Here is a 17787-nt window from a genome sequence, read left to right as displayed (position 1 = left end):
GCCCGAAAGGAGATCCACATGAAGGTCACTGTCGTTGCCGGTAATCCGAAGCCCGGCTCCCGTACTCTCGACGCGGCGAACCTGCTGGCCACCGCGCTCACCGGAGAGGCGCCTGACCATGTCGTCGACGTCGTCACCCTCGGCCCCGGCCTGCTGGGATGGGGCGACGACGCGGTCAAGGCAGCCGTCGAGACCGTCGCCTCCTCGGATCTGGTGATCTTCGCCAGCCCGACCTTCAAGGCCACCTACACGGGCATCCTCAAGCTGTTCCTCGACCAGTTCGCCACCGGAGACGGACTACGCGACGTGACCGCGGTGCCCCTCATGCTCGGCGCCGGCCCCGCGCACGCGATGGCGCCGGACCTGCTGCTCAAGCCGGTCCTCGTCGAACTGGGCGCGACCTGCCCGGCGCCGGGCCTCTACCTGATCGATTCCACCTACACCACCGACACCCGGATCGCGGACTACGCCGAACGTTGGTCTGCCGCAGTACGATCCACCGTCCGAACGGAGGCATGATGACCACTCCCACCCTCGACGGCGCTACCCTGCGTCGAGCCTTCGGTCACGTCCCCGCGGGGGTCGTCGCGATCTGCGCCGACACCGGAACCGAACGTCTCGGCATGGCCGCCAGCACCTTCGTGCCCGTCTCGCTCGACCCGCCGCTCGTCGCGTTCTGTGTGCAGAACACGTCGACCACCTGGCCGAAGCTCGCGGCGCAGCCCCGGCTCGGCATCAGCGTTCTCAGCTCCGAACACGACCGCGCGGCCCGCGTGCTCGCCGCCAAGGACGGCGATCGGTTCGCCGGTATCGGCACCGAAACCCGGGACGGCGGAGCGCTGTTCGTCGAAGGCTGCGGTGTCCGGATGGACGTGTCGATCGAACAGCAGGTGCCCGCCGGGGACCACGCGATCGTCGTGCTGCGCGTCCACGAACTGCACTGCGAGGAAGCCGAATCCACGGTTGAGCCGATCGTGTTCCACCGCAGCGCATTCCGGAAGCTGGTGGCGTCATGAGCCGCATCGAGGCGGCGCTCGACGCGATCCGCGCCGGACGGCCCGTCCTCGTCTCCGACGACGCGGACCGTGAGAACGAAGGTGATGTCATCCTCGCGGCGCACCACGCGACGCCGGAATGGATCGCGTGGACCGTGCGGCACACGTCGGGCCTGTTGTGCGCACCGATGACGGGGGCGCGGGCGGACGCCCTCGACCTGCCCGCGATGGTCGCCGACAACCAGGATCCAAAGCAGACCGCCTACACCGTCACCGTCGACGCCGCCCGCGGCGTCACCACCGGGATCAGCGCCGCGGACCGCGCCACGACGCTGCGGGTCCTCGCCGATCCGACCGCGACCGCCCGGGATCTGATCCGGCCCGGACACATCCTGCCGCTGCGGGCCCGGCCCGGCGGAGTCCTCGAACGCCCCGGTCACACCGAGGCCGCCGTCGACCTGTGCGCGCTGGCCGGAGTGCCGCAGGTCGGTGTGATCGCCGAGCTCGTCGCCGACGACGGGTCCATGATGCGGATGCCCGCCATCGAGGACCTCGGTGCCCGCCACGACCTGCCCGTTCTCACGATCGAGGAACTGCGCAACTACCGGGCCGTGCACTCCTTCCCGGCTCCGGTCGTCCCGACCGGCCGGATCGTGCGCGGCGACGAAACGTTCATGCCGACGCGGTTCGGGACGTTCCGGGCCGTCGGTTACCTCGACCGGCACACCGGCGCCGACCACGTCGCCCTGCTCGCGGGAACACCGACGGACGGGTCCCTGGTGCGGGTGCATTCGGAGTGCCTGACCGGGGAGTCGTTCGCGTCGCAGCGCTGCGAGTGCGGTCCGCAACTCGACGCCGCGCTCGAACGGCTCGCCCAGGACGGCGGGGTGCTGGTCTACCTGCGCGGACACGAGGGCCGGGGGATCGGCCTGCTCAAGAAGCTGGCCGCCTACCGGTTGCAGGACGACGGACTCGACACCGTCCAGGCCAACCTCGAACTCGACGAACCCGCGGACGGTCGCGAGTACGGCGGTGCCGCGGCGATCCTGCACGATCTCGGGGTGCGGTCGGTGCGGCTGCTCACCAACAACCCCGCCAAGATCACGGGTCTGGAAGACAACGGGATCTCCGTGATCGGCCGTGAACCCCTGCACGTCGGGGTCGTGCCGGCGAACGTGCGCTACCTCGAAACCAAACGGCGCCGCATGGGGCACATGCTGCCCGCAGCCGAGGGCTGAACGGCGGTATCCGTTCGAAAGCTCCGCGCGAGGTCGCGGCCTGTAGTGGAATCGAGCGTGATGAGGACGACTCGGCAGGAGTGATCGGCATGCGACCCACCGGCATCACGGCGAATCTGAACGTCCCGGACATCGAGGAGGCTCGGAGTTTCTACACCGACTATCTCGGGCTCTCCGTCGAAGAGATGAATCTGGGGTGGGTGGCTCGGTTCAAGACTCCGGACGGGCGGGCCGTCGTCCAGCTAGTCAGCGGCGACGCGACCGCACCGGTCGATTCCGTGCTGTCCGTCCACGTCGGCGATGAGGTCGAAGCCGCCTACGAGGAGGCGCAGCGTCGGGGGTTCGACATCGTCTATCCGCTGACGACGGAACCGTGGGGTGTGCGCAGGTTCTTCGTGCGCGCGCCGGACGGTTCCGTCGTCAACATCGTCAGTCACTCGGACGATGCCGGATGACCAGCGGCACCTGACTATTGCGAAACGCCCTCTCCGACGGACGCGGCGTCGAGAACCGGCGCCTCGGTTCCGAGGTGCTCGGGGCGGAGTGCCCGCTCGCCGGCGACCTGCGCGGCGATCTGTTCGAGCCGCTCAGCGTGCTCGGGGTCGATGGTCACGTCGAGGGCGCCGACGTTCTCCCGCAGGTATTCCTTGTGCCGGGTTCCCGGGATCGGGACGACGTCCTCACCACGGGACAGCACCCACGCGAGTGCGACCTGGCCGGGTTGTGCGCCGATCTCGGTCGCGATGCGGGCGACCTCGTCGGCCAACCGGCGGTTGGTCTCGAACACGTCCTGCGCGAAGCGCGGATGTCGCGCGCGGCGGCCGGTGACGTCGGCGGGCTGCTGCAGGCGGCCGGTGAGCCATCCGCGTCCGAGCGGTGAATACGTGACGATGCCGATACCGAGTTCGCGGACGACGTCGGCCGTGGTGTCCTCGATCTGCCGGCTGAACAGCGACCATTCGTTCTGGATCGCGGTGACCGGGTGGATGGCGTGTGCGCGGCGGATGGTGCCGGGGCCGGCCTCGGAAAGGCCGATGTAGCGGATCTTTCCGGCCTCGACGAGTTCCGCGAGTGCTCCGACGGTCTCCTCGATCGGCACCTCGGGGTCGACGCGGTGCTGGTAGTAGAGGTCGATGTGGTCGATGCCGAGTCGGCGCAGCGACGCCTCGACGGCGGTCCGGACGTACTCGGGGCGGCCGTCGACGGAGCGGTGGTCGGGGTTGGTGTCGCGGTCGAGTGCGTTCCCGAACTTCGTCGCGATGATCAGGTCGTCGCGGCGGCCCGCGATGGCACGCCCGAGCAGGATCTCGCTGTATTCCGGTCCGTACACGTCGGCGGTGTCGAAGAAGTTGATGCCGAGGTCGATCGCCTCGTCCACCAGCGCGGTGGACAGCGCCTGCTCGTCGGCGTCGGCCGAGGTGGTGAAGCTCATGAAGCCGAGTCCGAGGGCCGATACGGACAGTCCGTCGCTGCCGAGTCGGCGCGTGGGGATGGTTGTCACTGGTCGTTCGCTTTCTCTGGGTGGTGGGCTAGATGCCGACGTATCGGCTGCTCGCGGAGTGGTTCTGCCAGCCGGTTTCGCCGACGTAGCGGTTCTCCGGCCGGTCCAGGCCGAGGTGGTCGCGCAGCGTGGTGCCGGTGTACTCGTGGCGGAAGATGCCGCGCTTGCGCAGGATCGGCACCACGTGGTCGACGAACGGCTCGAGCCCGGTCGGGAACGAGTCGGCGTTGAGGTTGAATCCGTCGGCCGCCTCGCCGAGGAACCACTTCTCGATGTCGTCGGCGATCTGTTCGGGCGTGCCCACGATCTGCCGGTGCGCACCCGGGTTGCGCGCCAGGATGCCACGCACCGTGAGGTTCTCCTTGCGGGCGAGCGCGAGGGTGGACTTGTAGAAGCCGGCCGACGCACCGAACCGTTCGGTGTCGAGCAGGTGATAGGGGAGCGGCTTGTCGAGTTCGAGGTCGTCGGGTTCGAGCCCGAGCTTCGTGGCGAGTTCGGCCTTCTGTTCGTCGGGGTCCAGGAACGAGTCGAGCAGCGCCTTGCGTTCGAGCGCTTCCTTCTCGGTGCTCCCGACGATCGGGAACAGGCCGGGAAGCAGCAGGATCTGATCCGGACGGCGACCGTGCCGTTGTGCCTGTGCCTTGAGGTCGCGGTAGAACTTCTGGGATTCCTCGAACACGGTCTGCGCGCTGAACACGGCGTCGGCGTACTTGGCGGCGATGTGGGTGCCGCCGTCTCCCGCCTGCACGATCACCGGACGTCCCTGCGGTGTGCGGGGGACGTTGAGTGGGCCGCTCACGGAGAAGCGTTGTCCCTCATGGTCGATCGCATGAATGCGGTCGACGTCGGCGTACTGCCCGGTGGACCGGTCGGCGACGAGAGCGCCGTCCTCCCAGCTGTCCCACAGCTTGACCAGGACCTCGACGAATTCCTCGGCCCGGGCGTACCGTTCCTCACGGTCGGGGAGCGAGGTGAGCCCGAAATTGGCTGCCGCTTCGGGATTCTGGGTGGTGACGAAATTGAGGGCCGCGCGGCCGTGCGTGACGTGGTCGAGGGTCGACCAGCGCCGCGCGATGTTGTACGGGTCGTTGAACGTCGTCGAGATGGTCCCGATCAGGCCGATGTGCTCGACCGCGGAACCGATCGCAGCGAGCAGCACCGAGGGTTCGAGCGAGTTCCACGTCTGCTCGGCGACGGTACCGGGGAGGGCCGGGCCGTCGGCGAGGAACAGGGCATCGAAGGTCCCGCGCTCGGCGATGCGCGCGATGTTGCGGTAGTACTCGATGTGGACGATACCCAGCGGGTCGTCCTGGATCCGCCACGCGGCCGGATGTTTGCCGGCGTTGAGCGCGTTCGTGTTCAGGTGCAGCTGACGGGTTCTGGTCATGTGATTCTCGGCGTCCTCGAAAGATGGTGCGGGAGCGATGCTGTCACTGGTCGGAAACCGTGATGTGGTCGAACACGGGATTGAAGACCTTGGCGATGTCGTAGTCGTGTTTGACACCGCCGGCCGCGTACGCCGCCTTCACGATGTTCTGCTGCGAGGCGATGAACTCCGGATCGCCGACGCGGTAGAGCCTGCCGTGCTTGCCGTTCTCGAAATTGATCTTCGCGATGTCCGGGGCCTGCTTGAGGACGTCCTGCAGGATGCCCGTCACCTCGGCCTCGTGCGCCGGGTACCACTCGCTCCACAGCTTGCTGAACCGGGCGAAGAAGTCCTCGGCCGCGGCGAGTTTGCCCGCGTCCGCCAGCACGTCCGGCCGGGTGATGAACCCGGCGCCGCCCTTGACGCCGAATTCCTCGTTGGTCGTCAGCTGCACCGCGTCACCGGACTCGATGGCCTTGGCGACGTGGGAGTAGCTGGTGACGACCGCATCGACCTGCCCGGCGGCGAACGCCGCGGCGGCGGCCTGGTTGTCCGGCAGCTGAACCGGTTCGATATCGTCCACCGTCAGCCCGGCATCGGCGAGGATCTTGACGTATCCGGCGTAGATGTTGCCGCCGAAGTTGTAGGCGACCGTATGTCCCCTCAGCTCTTCGATCTTCGAGATCCCGGCGGACTTCTTCACGAAGAGCGCCGGGGCCGGATAGGGCGTGCCCTCGTAGGCGAGACCGGCGATCGTGTAGATCTTCGGATCGGCGTTGCCGAGGTCGTTTTCGGCGTTGGCGGCTTCGAAGGCGGCGGTGTTCTCGCCGACCAGACCGAAGTCGGTCGCCTTCGAATACAGGGCCGAGATCTGAGCGGCCGGGCCGGCGATGACCGGGGTTTCGAGGGTGTAGGGCAGGTCCTCGAACAGCCCGGATGCCTCGAGCAACGCCGGATAGTCGGCGGTCTGGAAGCCGAACGTCAGGGTCACGTTCCGGGGGTCGTCGTTGTTCGCGCTGTCGGCGCTGCTGCACGCGGACAGACCGGCTCCCAGCGCGAGTACGGCGGTCAGGGCGGCGAGCCGGCGGCCGGCGCGGGCGGCGAAACGGGCAGGGACGGACACGAGGGGTAACTCCTTGTAGGTGATGGTCGAGCGCCGGGCGGGTCGGGTCAGTTTCCGATCGCGGCCAGCGCCGCGGCGCGCGCGGCGCGCCCGACGCCGAGTTTGTCGAGCAGTGCCTGACGCAGATCCTGGAAGCGGGCGTCGCTGCGTCGCCGCGGTTCGTCGATGTCGACGGTGATGTCCACGTCGATGTTGCCGTCGGAGAGGATGAGAATTCGGTCGGCGAGCAGGATGGCTTCGTCGACATCGTGGGTGACGAGCAGCACCGCCGGGTTGTGTCGGCGAATGAGTGCCCCCACCAGGTCGTGCATGCGGATGCGGGTCAGCGCGTCCAACGCCGCGAACGGCTCGTCGAGCAGAAGCAGCCCCGGCTCGGTGGCGAGCGCACGCGCCAGCGCGACACGCTGTGCCTCACCACCGGAGAGCGTGACCGGCCAGGCGTCCGCGTGTCCGGCCAGTCCGACCTCGTCGAGCGCTGCGACGGCACGGTCGCGATCGCGGCGGACGTGGCGGCTGCCGAGCACGACATTGCGCCACACCCGCCGGGCGGGCACGAGCCGGGGTTCCTGGAATACGACGGACCGGGACCTCGGGACCACCACCGTCCCGCCGTCGGCGGCATCGAGACCGGCCAGGATGCGGAGCAGCGTCGTCTTGCCGGTTCCGGACGGTCCGAGCAGGGCGACGAAATCGCCTTGCCGCAGTTGCAGATCGACGCCGTCGAGCACGGCCCGGTCGCCGAACACCCGCCGGACACCCCGGGCGTCGACCGCGAACGGACCTGTCTCGCTGCCGGATTCGCTCGGCAGAGAGTTTTCAGATGGTGACACGGGGCCTCCAGGGGAGCGCGAAACGTTCGATGATCCGCATCACCACGTCGACGACGATGCCGAGCGCGGCGTAGATGAGAATCCCGGCGATGACGATGTCCTGCCGCTGGTTCTGGTTCGCGTTGTTGAGCAGATAGCCGATGCCCTCCCGCGCGTTGATCTGCTCGGCGAGCACCAGGGCGAGAAGCGATACGCCGGAGGCATATCGGATGCCGGTCAACGCGGACGGAAGCGCGGTCGGCAGGATCACGCGCGCGGCCAGCCGCCAGTTCTGCAGACCGAAAGTCTGTCCGGCTTCGATGAGTTTCTTGTCGACGCCGCGCACCCCGTGGTATGTGTTCAGGTACACCGGGAACACGGTCGCCGCCGCGATGAGGATCAGCTTGGGCTTCTCGTCTATACCGAACCAGGTGATGAACAGCGGCACCACCGCGATGAACGGGATGGTGCGGAGCATCTGCAGCGGAGCGTCGAAGATCTCCTCGCCGATCTTCCACAGACCCGCGAACAGGCCGAGGACCAGACCGAACGTGACGCCGAAGAAGAGGCCGATCCCGGCCCGCCGGATCGAGACCGGCAGCGCTTCCTGCAGGTCGTTGTTCGACCACAGTTCGCCGTACGCGGCGAGGATCTTGCTGGGCGGCGGCAGGGTGAACTCGTCCGCCCAGCCCAGAACCGAGGACAGCTGCCACAGCACGATGAGCGCGACGGGGACGAGGAACCGCAGCACCCGCCCGCGCCACACCCGGGCGGCCGCTCCGATCCTGCCGGTCCCGGTGTTCGGGCTGAGGTTCTCGACTTCCGGCCGGGCCGCCGGGCCGCCGGCGGTGTCGTCTTCCGTCGACGCGGATTCGCGCGAGACGTCGACGGCGGTCACGACAAGCTGTCCTGCGGCTGGGTGAACGCGTTGAACGGGACGGTGTCGTCGGCTTGCAACTGGGCGACCAGGCCGAGTTCCCAGGACAGGTACTTGCGGAACCCGGCCTTCTGAACCTCGGGGTCGCTCTCGCGCCAATGGGTGAAGACCACATCGTCGCGTCCGTGCAACAGGTTCTCGTCACCCGACTCGAGCTGTTCACCGGCCGCGACCCAGGCGGCGGTACCGCCCTCGAGGACCTCGACGGGTCGCTGCGTCGCACCGGCCAGATCCGCGGCCGCATAGGTCGCAAGGACACCGTCGGGCGAGGTCAACACGATCGTGCCGTCGCCGGGGATGTCGGCGACGGAGTTCACCAGCCGGGACCGAAGTGCATGCACAGCACCGGGAATGTGGCCGTCGCGGTAATCGAGGCTCGGCTGCAGGTCGACGACCTGCTCGGATCCGGCGGCAATGTTGTCCTTCAGCGTCGCGGCATCGACGGTCGTGACGTCGCCGGGCAACCCGAGCAGTTGTGCTGCCGGGCCGGTGCCGGTCTCGAGTTCCTCACCGTCGAACGCGTTCTCCAGTACGTACACCTCGCCCCAGCCGACCTGCACGATCCACGACGCCGCGACGGTTGCGCGCACGGAGTCGTTGTCGACCAGCACGATGCGGGCGTTGTGGGTCGCGATGTAGCGGAACACCCACGGGGCGACGTCCCAACTCGGCGCCGAGACGGTGCCGGGCAGATGGCCGGCGGCGTACTCGTCGGGAGTGCGGACATCGAAGACGTAGAGGGTGCGCTCGTCGGTTTCGGTGCGGAACTGCGCGAGGGTCGCCTTGTCGATCGACCGGATTCCGAAGCGATCGCGGAAGCGCTCTGCGGCAGCGTGCGCCTGGTCGAGGGAAGAACCGGTGGGAAGCGGCGCGGCCGAATGCTTGCCGTGGTCGAGTTCCAGCCCCTCCAGAACCCACGACTGCGTGCCACCCTCCAGCGCGACGACCGAGTTGGGCAGTCCCGCGTTGATCAGGACCTGCGCTCCGAGGATGCTGCGGGTCCGCCCGGCGCAGTTGACGACGACGAGCGTCTCGGGCGACTTCACCACTTCGGCGGCTCGATAGACCAGTTCCGCGCCCGGAATGGAGGTGCCGCCCGGCAGGCTGTGGTTTTCGAACTCGCCGATCGGGCGGCTGTCGAGCACCACGATGTCCTCGCCGGCGGCGACCTTGGCGCGGAACTCCGGAACGCTGATGTGAGGGGTGCCGTAGACCTCCTCGATCCATTCGCCGAACGCCTGGCCGACGACGTTGTCGCCACCGAACTGGACCGTGTAGCCGGCATTCGCCCAGGCGGCGATCCCGCCGTCGAGCACGCGTACATCCGCGTAGCCGAGCTCGGCGAGCCGGGACGCCGCCCGCTGCGCGAGGTCGTCCTTGCCGCCGTCGTAGACGATCACCGGCGTGGAACGTCGCGGAACGAGTGCGTCGACGCGCAGTTCGAGACGGCTCAGCGGGACCGCAACACCGAGCAGGATCGAGCCCTCCTCGGCCGTGACCCGGGCCTCACGGACGTCGAGAAGCGCGTATTCGTCGCGGCTCGACAAGAGATCGTGCAGTTCGTCGGCTGCGATGGTCGACGTGGTGACAGTGGGCATGGGGTGTTCCTCCGCGGGACGTGAAGTCGGTCAGTAGTAGATGAAGCCGGGAATGCCGCCACCGGCAACGATTCCGTCGCCGGTGATCGCGGCACTGCGCGGCGACGCGAGAAAGGCCACGACCCAGGCGACCTCCTCGGGTTCGACGACTCGGCCGATGACGTTGTCGAGGTGCGATTTTCGGGTCGATTCGTTCACGAAAGCGCGGTTCCGGAACTCCTCGAAACGTTCGGTGCGCGTCGCGCCCGGGTGCACGACCGTCACGTTGATGCCGTACTTGCCGAGTTCGTCCGCGACGTTCTTGGTCAAGGCGGTGACGCCCGCATTACGCACGGAACCGATGACGGACACGGTCTGCCGCGAACCCGTGCCGCTGATGTTGATGATCCGGCCCCAGCCGTTCTCGATCAGCAGGGGCGCGACCGCGCGAATCGTGCGGAGATAGCCGATGACCTTGACGTCGATCTGCCGGTGAAACCACTCGTCGTCGGCGTCGTTGAAACTCGGCCCGTGCTGAGCGGGCTGTTCGGCAGCGTTGTTCACCAGGATTTCGATGCCGCCGAACTCCTGTGCGACGGTGTCGACGAGCGCTTTCACGGATTCGTCGTCGCCGGTGTCGGCAACGACCGGCAGCACATTCGCGCCGGTCGCGTACTCGATGCGTTTGGCGGCGTTGGCGAGTACCTCGGTGCGGCGACCGGCGATGGCGACCGAGGCGCCCTGTGTCGCGAGTTCCAGCGCGATCGCATAGCCGATTCCGGTGCCCCCACCGGTGACGATGGCGCGTTTGCCTTCGAGTTCGAGACCCATGTTCGAGTTGTGACCGTTCCTTGTAGTTCACCCTGGTTCCGCGCGAAAACCGCGATTGCGGAATGTATTCCGATCGCAGGGATGTCATGACGCGGCCGCACCCGGCTTGCGGGCACGATGTGCTTACAGAACTTAGGAACAAGAGGTCGGAATCAAACCCTTTTGGCTCAGCCTGGTTCTAGGGAGTCGGTCACCGGTGACAAATGCCCTCCGAGTCCACCGACGCAAAAGACAGCCGCGCGTGACCAGTCACGCGCGGCTGTCTTTGTGGGTACCGGGGGAGACCCTGTGGGATCAGATCACCGACGACCCGCCGTCGACCGGCAGGTTCACGCCCGTGATGAAACGAGCCTCGTCGGAGGCGAGGAAGAGCAGTGCGTTCGACACGTCGACCGGCTCCACCCACGGCGCGGGCAACGCGAGCAGCGTTCCCGACGCCTCGGCGAACTGCTCCGGGGTGACCTCCTCGAGGTCGGGACGGAACAGCTTGTAGACGGCCTCGTTCTGGATCATGTCGGTGTTGCAGTTGGTGGGCGACACGACGTTGACGCGGATCGAGTGCGGAGCCAGTTCCATTGTGAGCGTGCGCATCAGACCGATGACGCCGTGCTTCGACGCGACATAGTGGCCGAACCGTGCGAAGCCCTTGGCGCCCGCGTCGGACGACGTGATGACGATGGTGCCGCCGCGCCCGCCTTCGACGATGTGCGGGATGGCGGCCTTGCACGTGTTGAACACGCCGTTGAGGTTGACGTCGATGACGTCGTTCCAGTCGCCGACGAGCAGGTCCGGAACCTCGTCGCCGAACTGGAAGATCCCCGCGTTGGCGGCGACGATGTCGAGACGGCCCAGCTGTGCGACCGCGTCGTTCAATCCCGCTGCGAGCCCGTCGTAGTCGCGGACGTCGGCGGTGTAGGAGACGATCTTGCGGCCCTCGGCCTCGACGAGCGCGACCGTCTCGGCGAGATCCGCCTCGGTGGCGGGATGGTAGAACTCGGCGGTGCGGCCGACCTCGCCGCACACGTCCATCGCGATGATGTCGGCGCCTTCCTGCGCGAGGCGCACCGCGTGGCTGCGGCCCTGCCCGCGCGCGGCGCCGGTGATGAATGCGACCTTGCCTTCGACTCTTCCGGTCATGACGACTTCCTTGTCTTCTGTTGCAGCAGTGGATGTTCGGTGGCGTCAGTCGCCGAGGTCGAGTTCGCCCATGCGTGCCCATTCGACGCCGGGGATCTCGGTGTTGAGGATTTGCGGGGTCCGGGCGAGCGCGGGACGCATCGCGTCGAGGCCGGCTCGGAAGTGCTCCGACGCGACATGTGCGGACCCGGCGTCGCCGTCGCGGAACGCCTCGACGAGCACGAACTGGTTCGGGTCGTCCACGCTGCGGGACCATTCGAACCACAGGTTGCCGGTCTCGGCGCGGGTCGCGTCGGTGAAGTCCCGGGTGCGCTCCAGCCAGGTGTCGGCCTCCTCGGGCCGGACGGTGAATTTCACGACGATGAAGATCATGATTCTCCCTTTGGAGGGTGGAAAAGGGTGCGGCGCAGCACGAATCGAGCGCTGCCGGCGCCGCAGGGAGTGGGGGAAGGATTCCGGGCTCACGCCCGGTGTGTCACGACAGGTTGTAGCGGTACGAGACCTTGTGCATTTCCAGTTCCATGAACGCTTCGAGGTCGCGGATCCCGCCGAGGGCGGGGATGCGCCGGTGGAGCAGTTCGTGGAGGTGGTCGTTGTCGCGGCACACCAGCTGCATGTAGAGGTCGGCGCGGCCGATGCAGGTGGAGACATAGGTCGATTCGTCGAGCGCGGTGAGCTCCTGGACCAGCCGGTCCTGCGCGCCCGGTTCCACCTTGATCAGGACGAACGCGAGGACGCTGTACCCGAGGCGGAACGGATCGGCGATCGCGATGACGTTGAGCGCGCCGGACTCCTGCATGCGGCTCGAGCGGATGCGGACGGTTCCCTCGGAGACACCCAGCTCGCGGGCGATCTGCCGGTAGGGCATGCGGCCGTCCTCCTGGAGGAGGCGCAGGATGCCGCGGTCGATGTCGTCGAGACCGTCGCCCGGGTTCTCTCCCGAGTTCTGGTCTCCGTTCGACGGGTTCGGCATCTTGCGCATCCGCTCAGTTTAGGAGATGGTCCGGTGACGCGGCTCAGCCACGCTGACCGTCGAACTCGTCGTCGGGCACGAGCACCGCGCGACCGCGGATCCGTCCGTGGTGCAGGTCGTCGAGCGCCTGCTGGAAGTCGCTGAACCGGTACTTGACCGTGTGCAGCTTGACCTTTCCTTCCGCCGCCAGCGCCATCAGTTCGACCAGGTCGTTGTAGGTGCCCACCAGGTTGCCGACGAAGTTGATCTCGGTGCTGATGATGTCGATGGTCGGCACGTCCAGGCGACCGCCGTACCCGATGACGTAGTACGACCCGGCGCGGCGCAGCATCCCGACACCGGCTTCGATCGCGGTGCCTTCGCCCACGAAGTCGAGGACGGCTTCGGCGCCGTTGCCGCCGGTGAGGTCGAGGACCTGCTGCGTTTCGGTGCCATCGGCGACGACGGTCGCGTCCGCGCCGATCTGCTTCGCCAGATCCAGCGCATCCGGGGAACTGTCGACGACGACGATGCGCGCGGCTGTCATCGACTTCAGGACCTGGATGCCGATGTGCCCGAGACCGCCGGCGCCGATCACCACGGCGGTGTGGCCGGGACGCAGGATCGCGGCGGCCTTGCGCGCGGCGTGGTAGGCGGTGAGCCCGGCGTCGGCGAGTGCCGCCACGTCGGCCGGTTCGAGCGACGGATCGAGCTTGACGACGCTGCGCGCCGAGGTACGCAGGTACTCGGCCATGCCGCCGTCGGTGTCGATGCCGGGGAAATCGGAGTGCGTGCAGTGCACGTCGTCGCCACTGCGGCAGGCCAGGCACAGGCCACACGTGGCGAGCGGGTGCAGGATCACCGAGTCACCGACGGCGACGTTGGTGACTGCCGAGCCGATCTCGGTGACGGTGCCGGCGTTCTCGTGCCCGATCGTGTACGGGAGGGCGACGGAACTCTTGTCCTTCCACTGGCCCTCGATGATGTGCAGGTCGGTGCGGCACACTCCGGCGCCGCGGACCTTGACGATCACGTCGTGCGGGTCCCGCACGGTCGGCTGGGGCACCTCGTCGAGGGAGGGCTGGGTGTCGTAGGCGTGGACGCGGATGGATTTCACGGGTGGCTCCTGGAATCGGAAACGGGGGCTGGTTCGCTGGATGCGGTGTCGAGGGGCAGAAGGGGGTCGTCGTGGACCCGCCACTCGATCGTCGATTTGTCCTGAATGCGCTGGCGGTAGTACCAGAGCACGCAGGCGATCATGAGAATGCCGATGCCGGTGACGGTTTCGCTCAGGCCGCCGTAGCCGGTCAGGCCCGGGTTGAGGATGCCCACGGCGATCGCGAACGTGTTGATCGCGAACAGGGCGCACGCGATGACGACCCACGGTTTCGCGAGGCGGATCGGACGGATGATGTCGGGGCGGTCGCGGCGGAGCAGAACGAACGCGCCGACCGCGAGGGTCACCGCGGTGAGGTAGCCCAGGTTGCTCGCGAGCAGGATCGCGATCGGCTCCCCGAGCACGATCAGGATGATGACGTTGATGAGCATGTCGGTGGTCAGGGCACGACCCGGGACGCCGTAGCGGTTGAGCTCGCCCAACTGGCGGATCGTGCCGCCGGACTGCGCGATGCCGTACAGGGATCGCCCGCCGTCGGCGGTCGCCGTCATCATCGCGATGACGAACGCGGCCATCACCGGAACCTGGCCGAGCCACGCATACGAACCGAGAATGTGCTCGAACGCGATGCCGATGTAGTTGACCGGGTTCGCGCCGATCGTCTGCTCGCCGAGGGCGCCGACCACGACGTAGGGCACGAGAATGTACAGGCCCATGATCATCAGGGCGGAGCGGCGCAGCGCGCGGGAGGTGTCCTTGACCGGATCCTTGTACTCGGCGGCGAAGCTCGCGCACACCTCGGTGCCGTAGGTCGTCCAGGCGGTGATGTAGAACCAGACGACGATCACCTTCCAGTCGAACGGCGAGCTCGTGCCGGTCCAGCTCAGGCGGGTGATGTCGAAGTCGGCGCCGGACGACAGGAATGGTCCGACGACGAGGACGGCCAGGCCGATCACCAGCAGGGCACCGGTGATGCGGGCGACGCCGGCGGCGATCTTGATGCCGAAGTAGTTCAGTGCCCAGGCCGAGACGATCGCGCCGATCGCGATGAGATAGGGCAGGCCCAGTTCGTGGCCGATGGGCAGGCGGATCGCGATGTCGTTGTCGGGGAAGAACGCCTGCTCGATGAGGGTGCCGAGCACGACACCCTCGACGGACAGCGACAGCGACCAGCCCATCCAGTAGCCGAACGCGGCGATCGCACCGAGCGGCGCGAAGTGGCGCTTCCAGCCTTCGTAGGCGTAGACCGAGATGCCGCCCGAGCGGTCGGGGAACATCGCGGCCATCTCCGAGAACAGGTGGCTCTGGAGGAAGGCGAAGAAGCACGCGACGGCCCAGATGGAGATGGCGGTCCAGCCGCCGATCGCGCCGACGGTGTAGCCGAGCGTGAGGAACAGGCCGATCGGCATGTTCAGGGCGAAGACCATGCCGTCACGCCAGGTGAGCGTGCGGACCATGTGCTCGGGTGCGGGATCGGAACCCGATGTGTCGAGCGAACTCATTGGGTGGCCCCTTTCGAGTTGCCTGATGAGTGGAGGGTACGTCGGCGCTCACGGCGCGGACGAGACCCAGAGTTCGAGGTCGGCGACGGGAGTGCGTGCCGCGATCCACTGGCGGCAGCGGACCATGAGCCGGGGCTGGCCGATCAGGCAAGCACCCGTGAGCAGTCCGTCGCGGGCGTACAGGTAGGCGAGGTCGTCGGGGTTGCGGGAGAGGACGCGCAAGTCGTCGTGCCCTGTGATGTCACCGACGATGTCGATACGCCGCCCGAACTGGTCGGACCACACGTACGTCGCGGCGGTGACGGTGCGCTTGTCGTCGCACGCCAGGTTGTGCGCGACGACCTTGGCCTGTTCGGCGGCCGAGGTCCAGTGTTCGTGACGGTGGGGCGTGCCCGCGTCGTCGGTCCACGCGCAGACGTCGCCGACACCCCACACGTGGTCGCCCGCGCGTCCGGTCGCGTCGCAGATCAGTCCCGCGCGCGTGACCTCGAGACCGCTGCCGGCGAGCCACTCGGTCGCGGGAACCGCACCCACCCCGACGACCACCGCGTCGCACGGCAGCTCGGTTCCGTCGTCGAGGACGACGGACTCGACCGTGGTGGTGCCGCGGAGTTCGGCGACGGCCCGGCCGCACAGCAGGTGCACCCCGTCGGCGCGGGCGATGTCGGCGAGGACCGCAGCCGCGTCGTCGCCGACGCTGCGGGTCAGGGGCACGGGTTCGAGCTCGACGACGGTGACATCGACACCGAGACGCCGCGCCGACGACGCGATCTCGAGGCCGATGAAGCCGGCGCCGATCACGACGAGTCGCCGGGCCGCGCGCAGGGCAGTGCGAATGCGCGCGGCGTCGTCGGCGGTGCGCAGGGTGAAGACACCGTCCGGTGCGTCGGGAAAGGGATTGCGGGGCGTGGCCCCGGTCGCGACCACGAGTTCGTCGTAGTTCAGCGAACGGGCATCGGTGTGGACGGTGCGCGCGGCGGTGTCGAGGCGGCGGGCGGTCTCGCCCAGGTGCAGGGTGACCCGGTTGTCCGCGAACCATGCCGCGTCCTGGAATGCCGTCGAGGCGGGTTCGTCGTCGACGAGCACGGACTTGGACAGCGGCGGCCGGTCGTAGGGCAGATGCGGTTCGTCGCCGATCAGGGTGATGTCGCCGTCGAAACCTTCGGCGCGCAGGCCCTCGGCGACGCGGAACCCGGCGAGCGACGCACCGACCACGGCCACGTGCGTCATGACGCCGTCTCCTCGAGTGTGAGGGCGGCCGCGGGGCACGAACGCACCCCTTCCCGCACGTCGGCGAGGCGGTCGTCGGCGACGGTCGCCTCCAGAAGGTCGACCTTGCCGCTGTCACCGAGATCGAAGATGTCCGGTGCCGCGACGACACAGTTCGCGTATCCCTGGCATTTGCCAAGATCCACAAGGATTTTCGTCATCGTTCCGACTTTCGTCGTAGGGAGGTCAGGACGAGAGTGCCGTGACCGCGGTACGCATGAACGACTGCAGCGGGCTCTCGCTGTCGAGAAGGAGGCGACCGGACCGCACCCGGCCCGAGTTGTAGCCGATCTGCTGGATGTCGGTGGCGCGCTTGTCCTCGATGAGGGTGCGGTCCCACATGTCGAGCCATTCCTTCACGACGATCGGGTCGGCGCCCGGCTTGGCGTACATGTCGACGAACGCCCACGACTTCTGCGGCCCGACCGGCTGGATGCTGCCGATGAACCCGACATAGTCGTCGAGCGCGAAGAACGACGACGGGAACGTGAACGCGAACCGGAAACCCTTGAGGCCCTCGGGATCCACGTTCGTGGGCAGCCACTTGATCGGACCGGCGTGCCAGATCGTGTTGTCGGACGAATCGATCGCGTAGTCGTCGGGGGAGGTGTGGTACGTCTTGCCGAAGCTCGTGCTGTGCAGGGTGGGGCAGTGGTAGCACTCGACGGCGTTCTCCGCCCACAGCTTCCAGTTGCATTCCATGTCGTACTCGTAGCGGATCTGGAATTCGTAATCGCGCAGGTCCTCGTTGAGTTCGTCTGTGCGGGAACGGATATCGGCGGTCACGGTGGCGAGGGGAGCAGCGTTCGGATCCGGGTTGACGAAGATCCACTGATCCCACCGCTCGACGGAGACGGGTTCGAGGGAGATCGTGGAGCAGTCGAAGTTCGGCTCGCGCTGCGAACGCGGGGCCGTCTTGAGCTTGCCGTCGAGGCCGTACGTCCAGCCGTGGTACGGGCACTGGAGCAGCGGCTTGTTGCCGTTCTCCTCGGCGATCGAGTGCAGGCGATGGCGGCAGACGTTGACGAAGCCGCGCAGTTGGCCGTCGCGGCCGTGCGTGACGATGATCGGGATCGCGCCGGCGCGGGTGACCGCGTAGTCGCCGGGCTTGGCGACCGCGGATTCGTGGCACGCGTACTGCCAGGACTTGGAGAAGATCTTCTCCTGTTCGAGCTGGTGGATCTCGGGTGCGTAGTAGAAGGGCGCGGGCAGGGTTTCTCCGGCGTCGAGGTCGGAGAGGAGCCGGTCGACGGAGGGAAGCGCGTAGCGGTCGCGCACGTCGTCGAGGGAAATCGCCACGAGGGGGTCCTTAAGTTCGTAGGTGCAGTTACTTCGTGAGAGTTACGTTGTGCTGTAACCCGGGCGGGCCGGGCGAGGCTGATGATTGGTTGCCCAACTCTCGAGTGGGGCTTGAAAGGACTGGCCACCCGACC

Annotated in this window: 19 protein-coding genes; 4 read left to right on the top strand and 15 right to left on the bottom strand. The window is 67.6% G+C overall.

The features are described from left to right. The first annotated feature begins 18 nt into the window (after positions 1–18). From M1M07_RS24470 to M1M07_RS24455, 4 genes are all read left to right on the top strand, one after another. Positions 19–519, top strand: a complete 501-nt coding sequence (locus M1M07_RS24470) for an NADPH-dependent FMN reductase (RefSeq protein ID WP_248675828.1) — start codon at positions 19–21, stop codon at positions 517–519. Then, entirely contained in the window at positions 516–1016 is a 501-nt protein-coding gene (locus tag M1M07_RS24465; protein WP_197252899.1) for a flavin reductase family protein, read from the top strand. Before M1M07_RS24470 ends, M1M07_RS24465 begins: the two co-directional genes overlap by 4 nt. Beyond that, the gene (ribB, locus tag M1M07_RS24460; RefSeq protein WP_248675827.1) at positions 1013–2233 is read left to right on the top strand and encodes a 3,4-dihydroxy-2-butanone-4-phosphate synthase; all 1221 of its coding nucleotides are present in this window, start codon (positions 1013–1015) and stop codon (positions 2231–2233) included. Before M1M07_RS24465 ends, ribB begins: the two co-directional genes overlap by 4 nt. 89 nt (positions 2234–2322) lie before the next feature. Beyond that, entirely contained in the window at positions 2323–2688 is a 366-nt protein-coding gene (locus M1M07_RS24455; RefSeq protein ID WP_248675826.1) for a VOC family protein, read from the top strand. 14 nt (positions 2689–2702) lie between these two features. On the opposite strand, the gene M1M07_RS24450 is transcribed toward M1M07_RS24455, so the two are convergent. From M1M07_RS24450 to M1M07_RS24380, 15 genes are all read right to left on the bottom strand, one after another. Continuing rightward, complete coding sequence (locus M1M07_RS24450) at positions 2703–3734, bottom strand: aldo/keto reductase (protein WP_308200842.1); 1032 nt, start codon at positions 3732–3734, stop codon at positions 2703–2705. 28 nt (positions 3735–3762) lie between these two features. Beyond that, complete coding sequence (locus tag M1M07_RS24445) at positions 3763–5121, bottom strand: LLM class flavin-dependent oxidoreductase (RefSeq protein ID WP_248675825.1); 1359 nt, start codon at positions 5119–5121, stop codon at positions 3763–3765. Between the two features lie 43 nt (positions 5122–5164). Continuing rightward, positions 5165–6223 (bottom strand): ABC transporter substrate-binding protein, encoded by a 1059-nt coding sequence (locus M1M07_RS24440; protein WP_197252897.1) that lies wholly within the window; start codon positions 6221–6223, stop codon positions 5165–5167. A gap of 47 nt (positions 6224–6270) precedes the next feature. Continuing rightward, positions 6271–7032, bottom strand: a complete 762-nt coding sequence (locus tag M1M07_RS24435) for an ABC transporter ATP-binding protein (RefSeq protein ID WP_231610809.1) — start codon at positions 7030–7032, stop codon at positions 6271–6273. A 7-nt stretch (positions 7033–7039) separates the two neighbouring features. Next, positions 7040–7930 (bottom strand): ABC transporter permease, encoded by an 891-nt coding sequence (locus M1M07_RS33095; protein ID WP_248675824.1) that lies wholly within the window; start codon positions 7928–7930, stop codon positions 7040–7042. Then, positions 7927–9567 carry a rhodanese-like domain-containing protein gene (locus tag M1M07_RS24425; protein ID WP_248675823.1) on the bottom strand — a complete coding sequence of 547 codons (1641 nt, stop codon included), beginning with the start codon at positions 9565–9567 and terminating at the stop codon, positions 7927–7929. Before M1M07_RS24425 ends, M1M07_RS33095 begins: the two co-directional genes overlap by 4 nt. Before the next feature lie 30 nt (positions 9568–9597). Further along, complete coding sequence (locus tag M1M07_RS24420) at positions 9598–10377, bottom strand: SDR family NAD(P)-dependent oxidoreductase (RefSeq protein ID WP_248675822.1); 780 nt, start codon at positions 10375–10377, stop codon at positions 9598–9600. 294 nt (positions 10378–10671) lie between these two features. Next, a complete protein-coding gene (locus tag M1M07_RS24415; RefSeq protein ID WP_138998041.1) occupies positions 10672–11514 on the bottom strand; it encodes a mycofactocin-coupled SDR family oxidoreductase in 843 nt (280 codons plus the stop codon). Between the two features lie 45 nt (positions 11515–11559). Continuing rightward, positions 11560–11886: a putative quinol monooxygenase gene (locus tag M1M07_RS24410; protein WP_248675821.1), complete on the bottom strand. Its 327-nt coding sequence runs from the start codon at positions 11884–11886 to the stop codon at positions 11560–11562. Between the two features lie 103 nt (positions 11887–11989). Then, the gene (locus M1M07_RS24405; RefSeq protein WP_197252893.1) at positions 11990–12496 is read right to left on the bottom strand and encodes an Lrp/AsnC family transcriptional regulator; all 507 of its coding nucleotides are present in this window, start codon (positions 12494–12496) and stop codon (positions 11990–11992) included. A gap of 34 nt (positions 12497–12530) precedes the next feature. Beyond that, positions 12531–13583, bottom strand: coding sequence for an NAD(P)-dependent alcohol dehydrogenase (locus M1M07_RS24400; RefSeq protein WP_248675820.1), 1053 nt, complete (start codon positions 13581–13583; stop codon positions 12531–12533). Beyond that, the gene (locus M1M07_RS24395; protein WP_231610794.1) at positions 13580–15085 is read right to left on the bottom strand and encodes an APC family permease; all 1506 of its coding nucleotides are present in this window, start codon (positions 15083–15085) and stop codon (positions 13580–13582) included. The genes M1M07_RS24400 and M1M07_RS24395 overlap by 4 nt, the downstream gene beginning before the upstream one ends. 48 nt (positions 15086–15133) lie before the next feature. After that, positions 15134–16315, bottom strand: coding sequence for an NAD(P)/FAD-dependent oxidoreductase (locus M1M07_RS24390; protein WP_248675819.1), 1182 nt, complete (start codon positions 16313–16315; stop codon positions 15134–15136). Beyond that, the gene (locus M1M07_RS24385; RefSeq protein WP_138998046.1) at positions 16312–16515 is read right to left on the bottom strand and encodes a ferredoxin; all 204 of its coding nucleotides are present in this window, start codon (positions 16513–16515) and stop codon (positions 16312–16314) included. The genes M1M07_RS24390 and M1M07_RS24385 overlap by 4 nt, the downstream gene beginning before the upstream one ends. Before the next feature lie 25 nt (positions 16516–16540). Beyond that, positions 16541–17653: an aromatic ring-hydroxylating dioxygenase subunit alpha gene (locus tag M1M07_RS24380; protein WP_248675818.1), complete on the bottom strand. Its 1113-nt coding sequence runs from the start codon at positions 17651–17653 to the stop codon at positions 16541–16543. Positions 17654–17787: the final 134 nt, after the last annotated feature.

This window comes from Rhodococcus sp. HM1, assembly GCF_023218075.1.
In the GTDB taxonomy this organism is placed as follows: Bacteria; Actinomycetota; Actinomycetes; order Mycobacteriales; family Mycobacteriaceae; genus Rhodococcus.
Note: the sequence above shows the minus strand (reverse complement) of the source record. Positions and strands in the feature narration are given on the sequence as shown.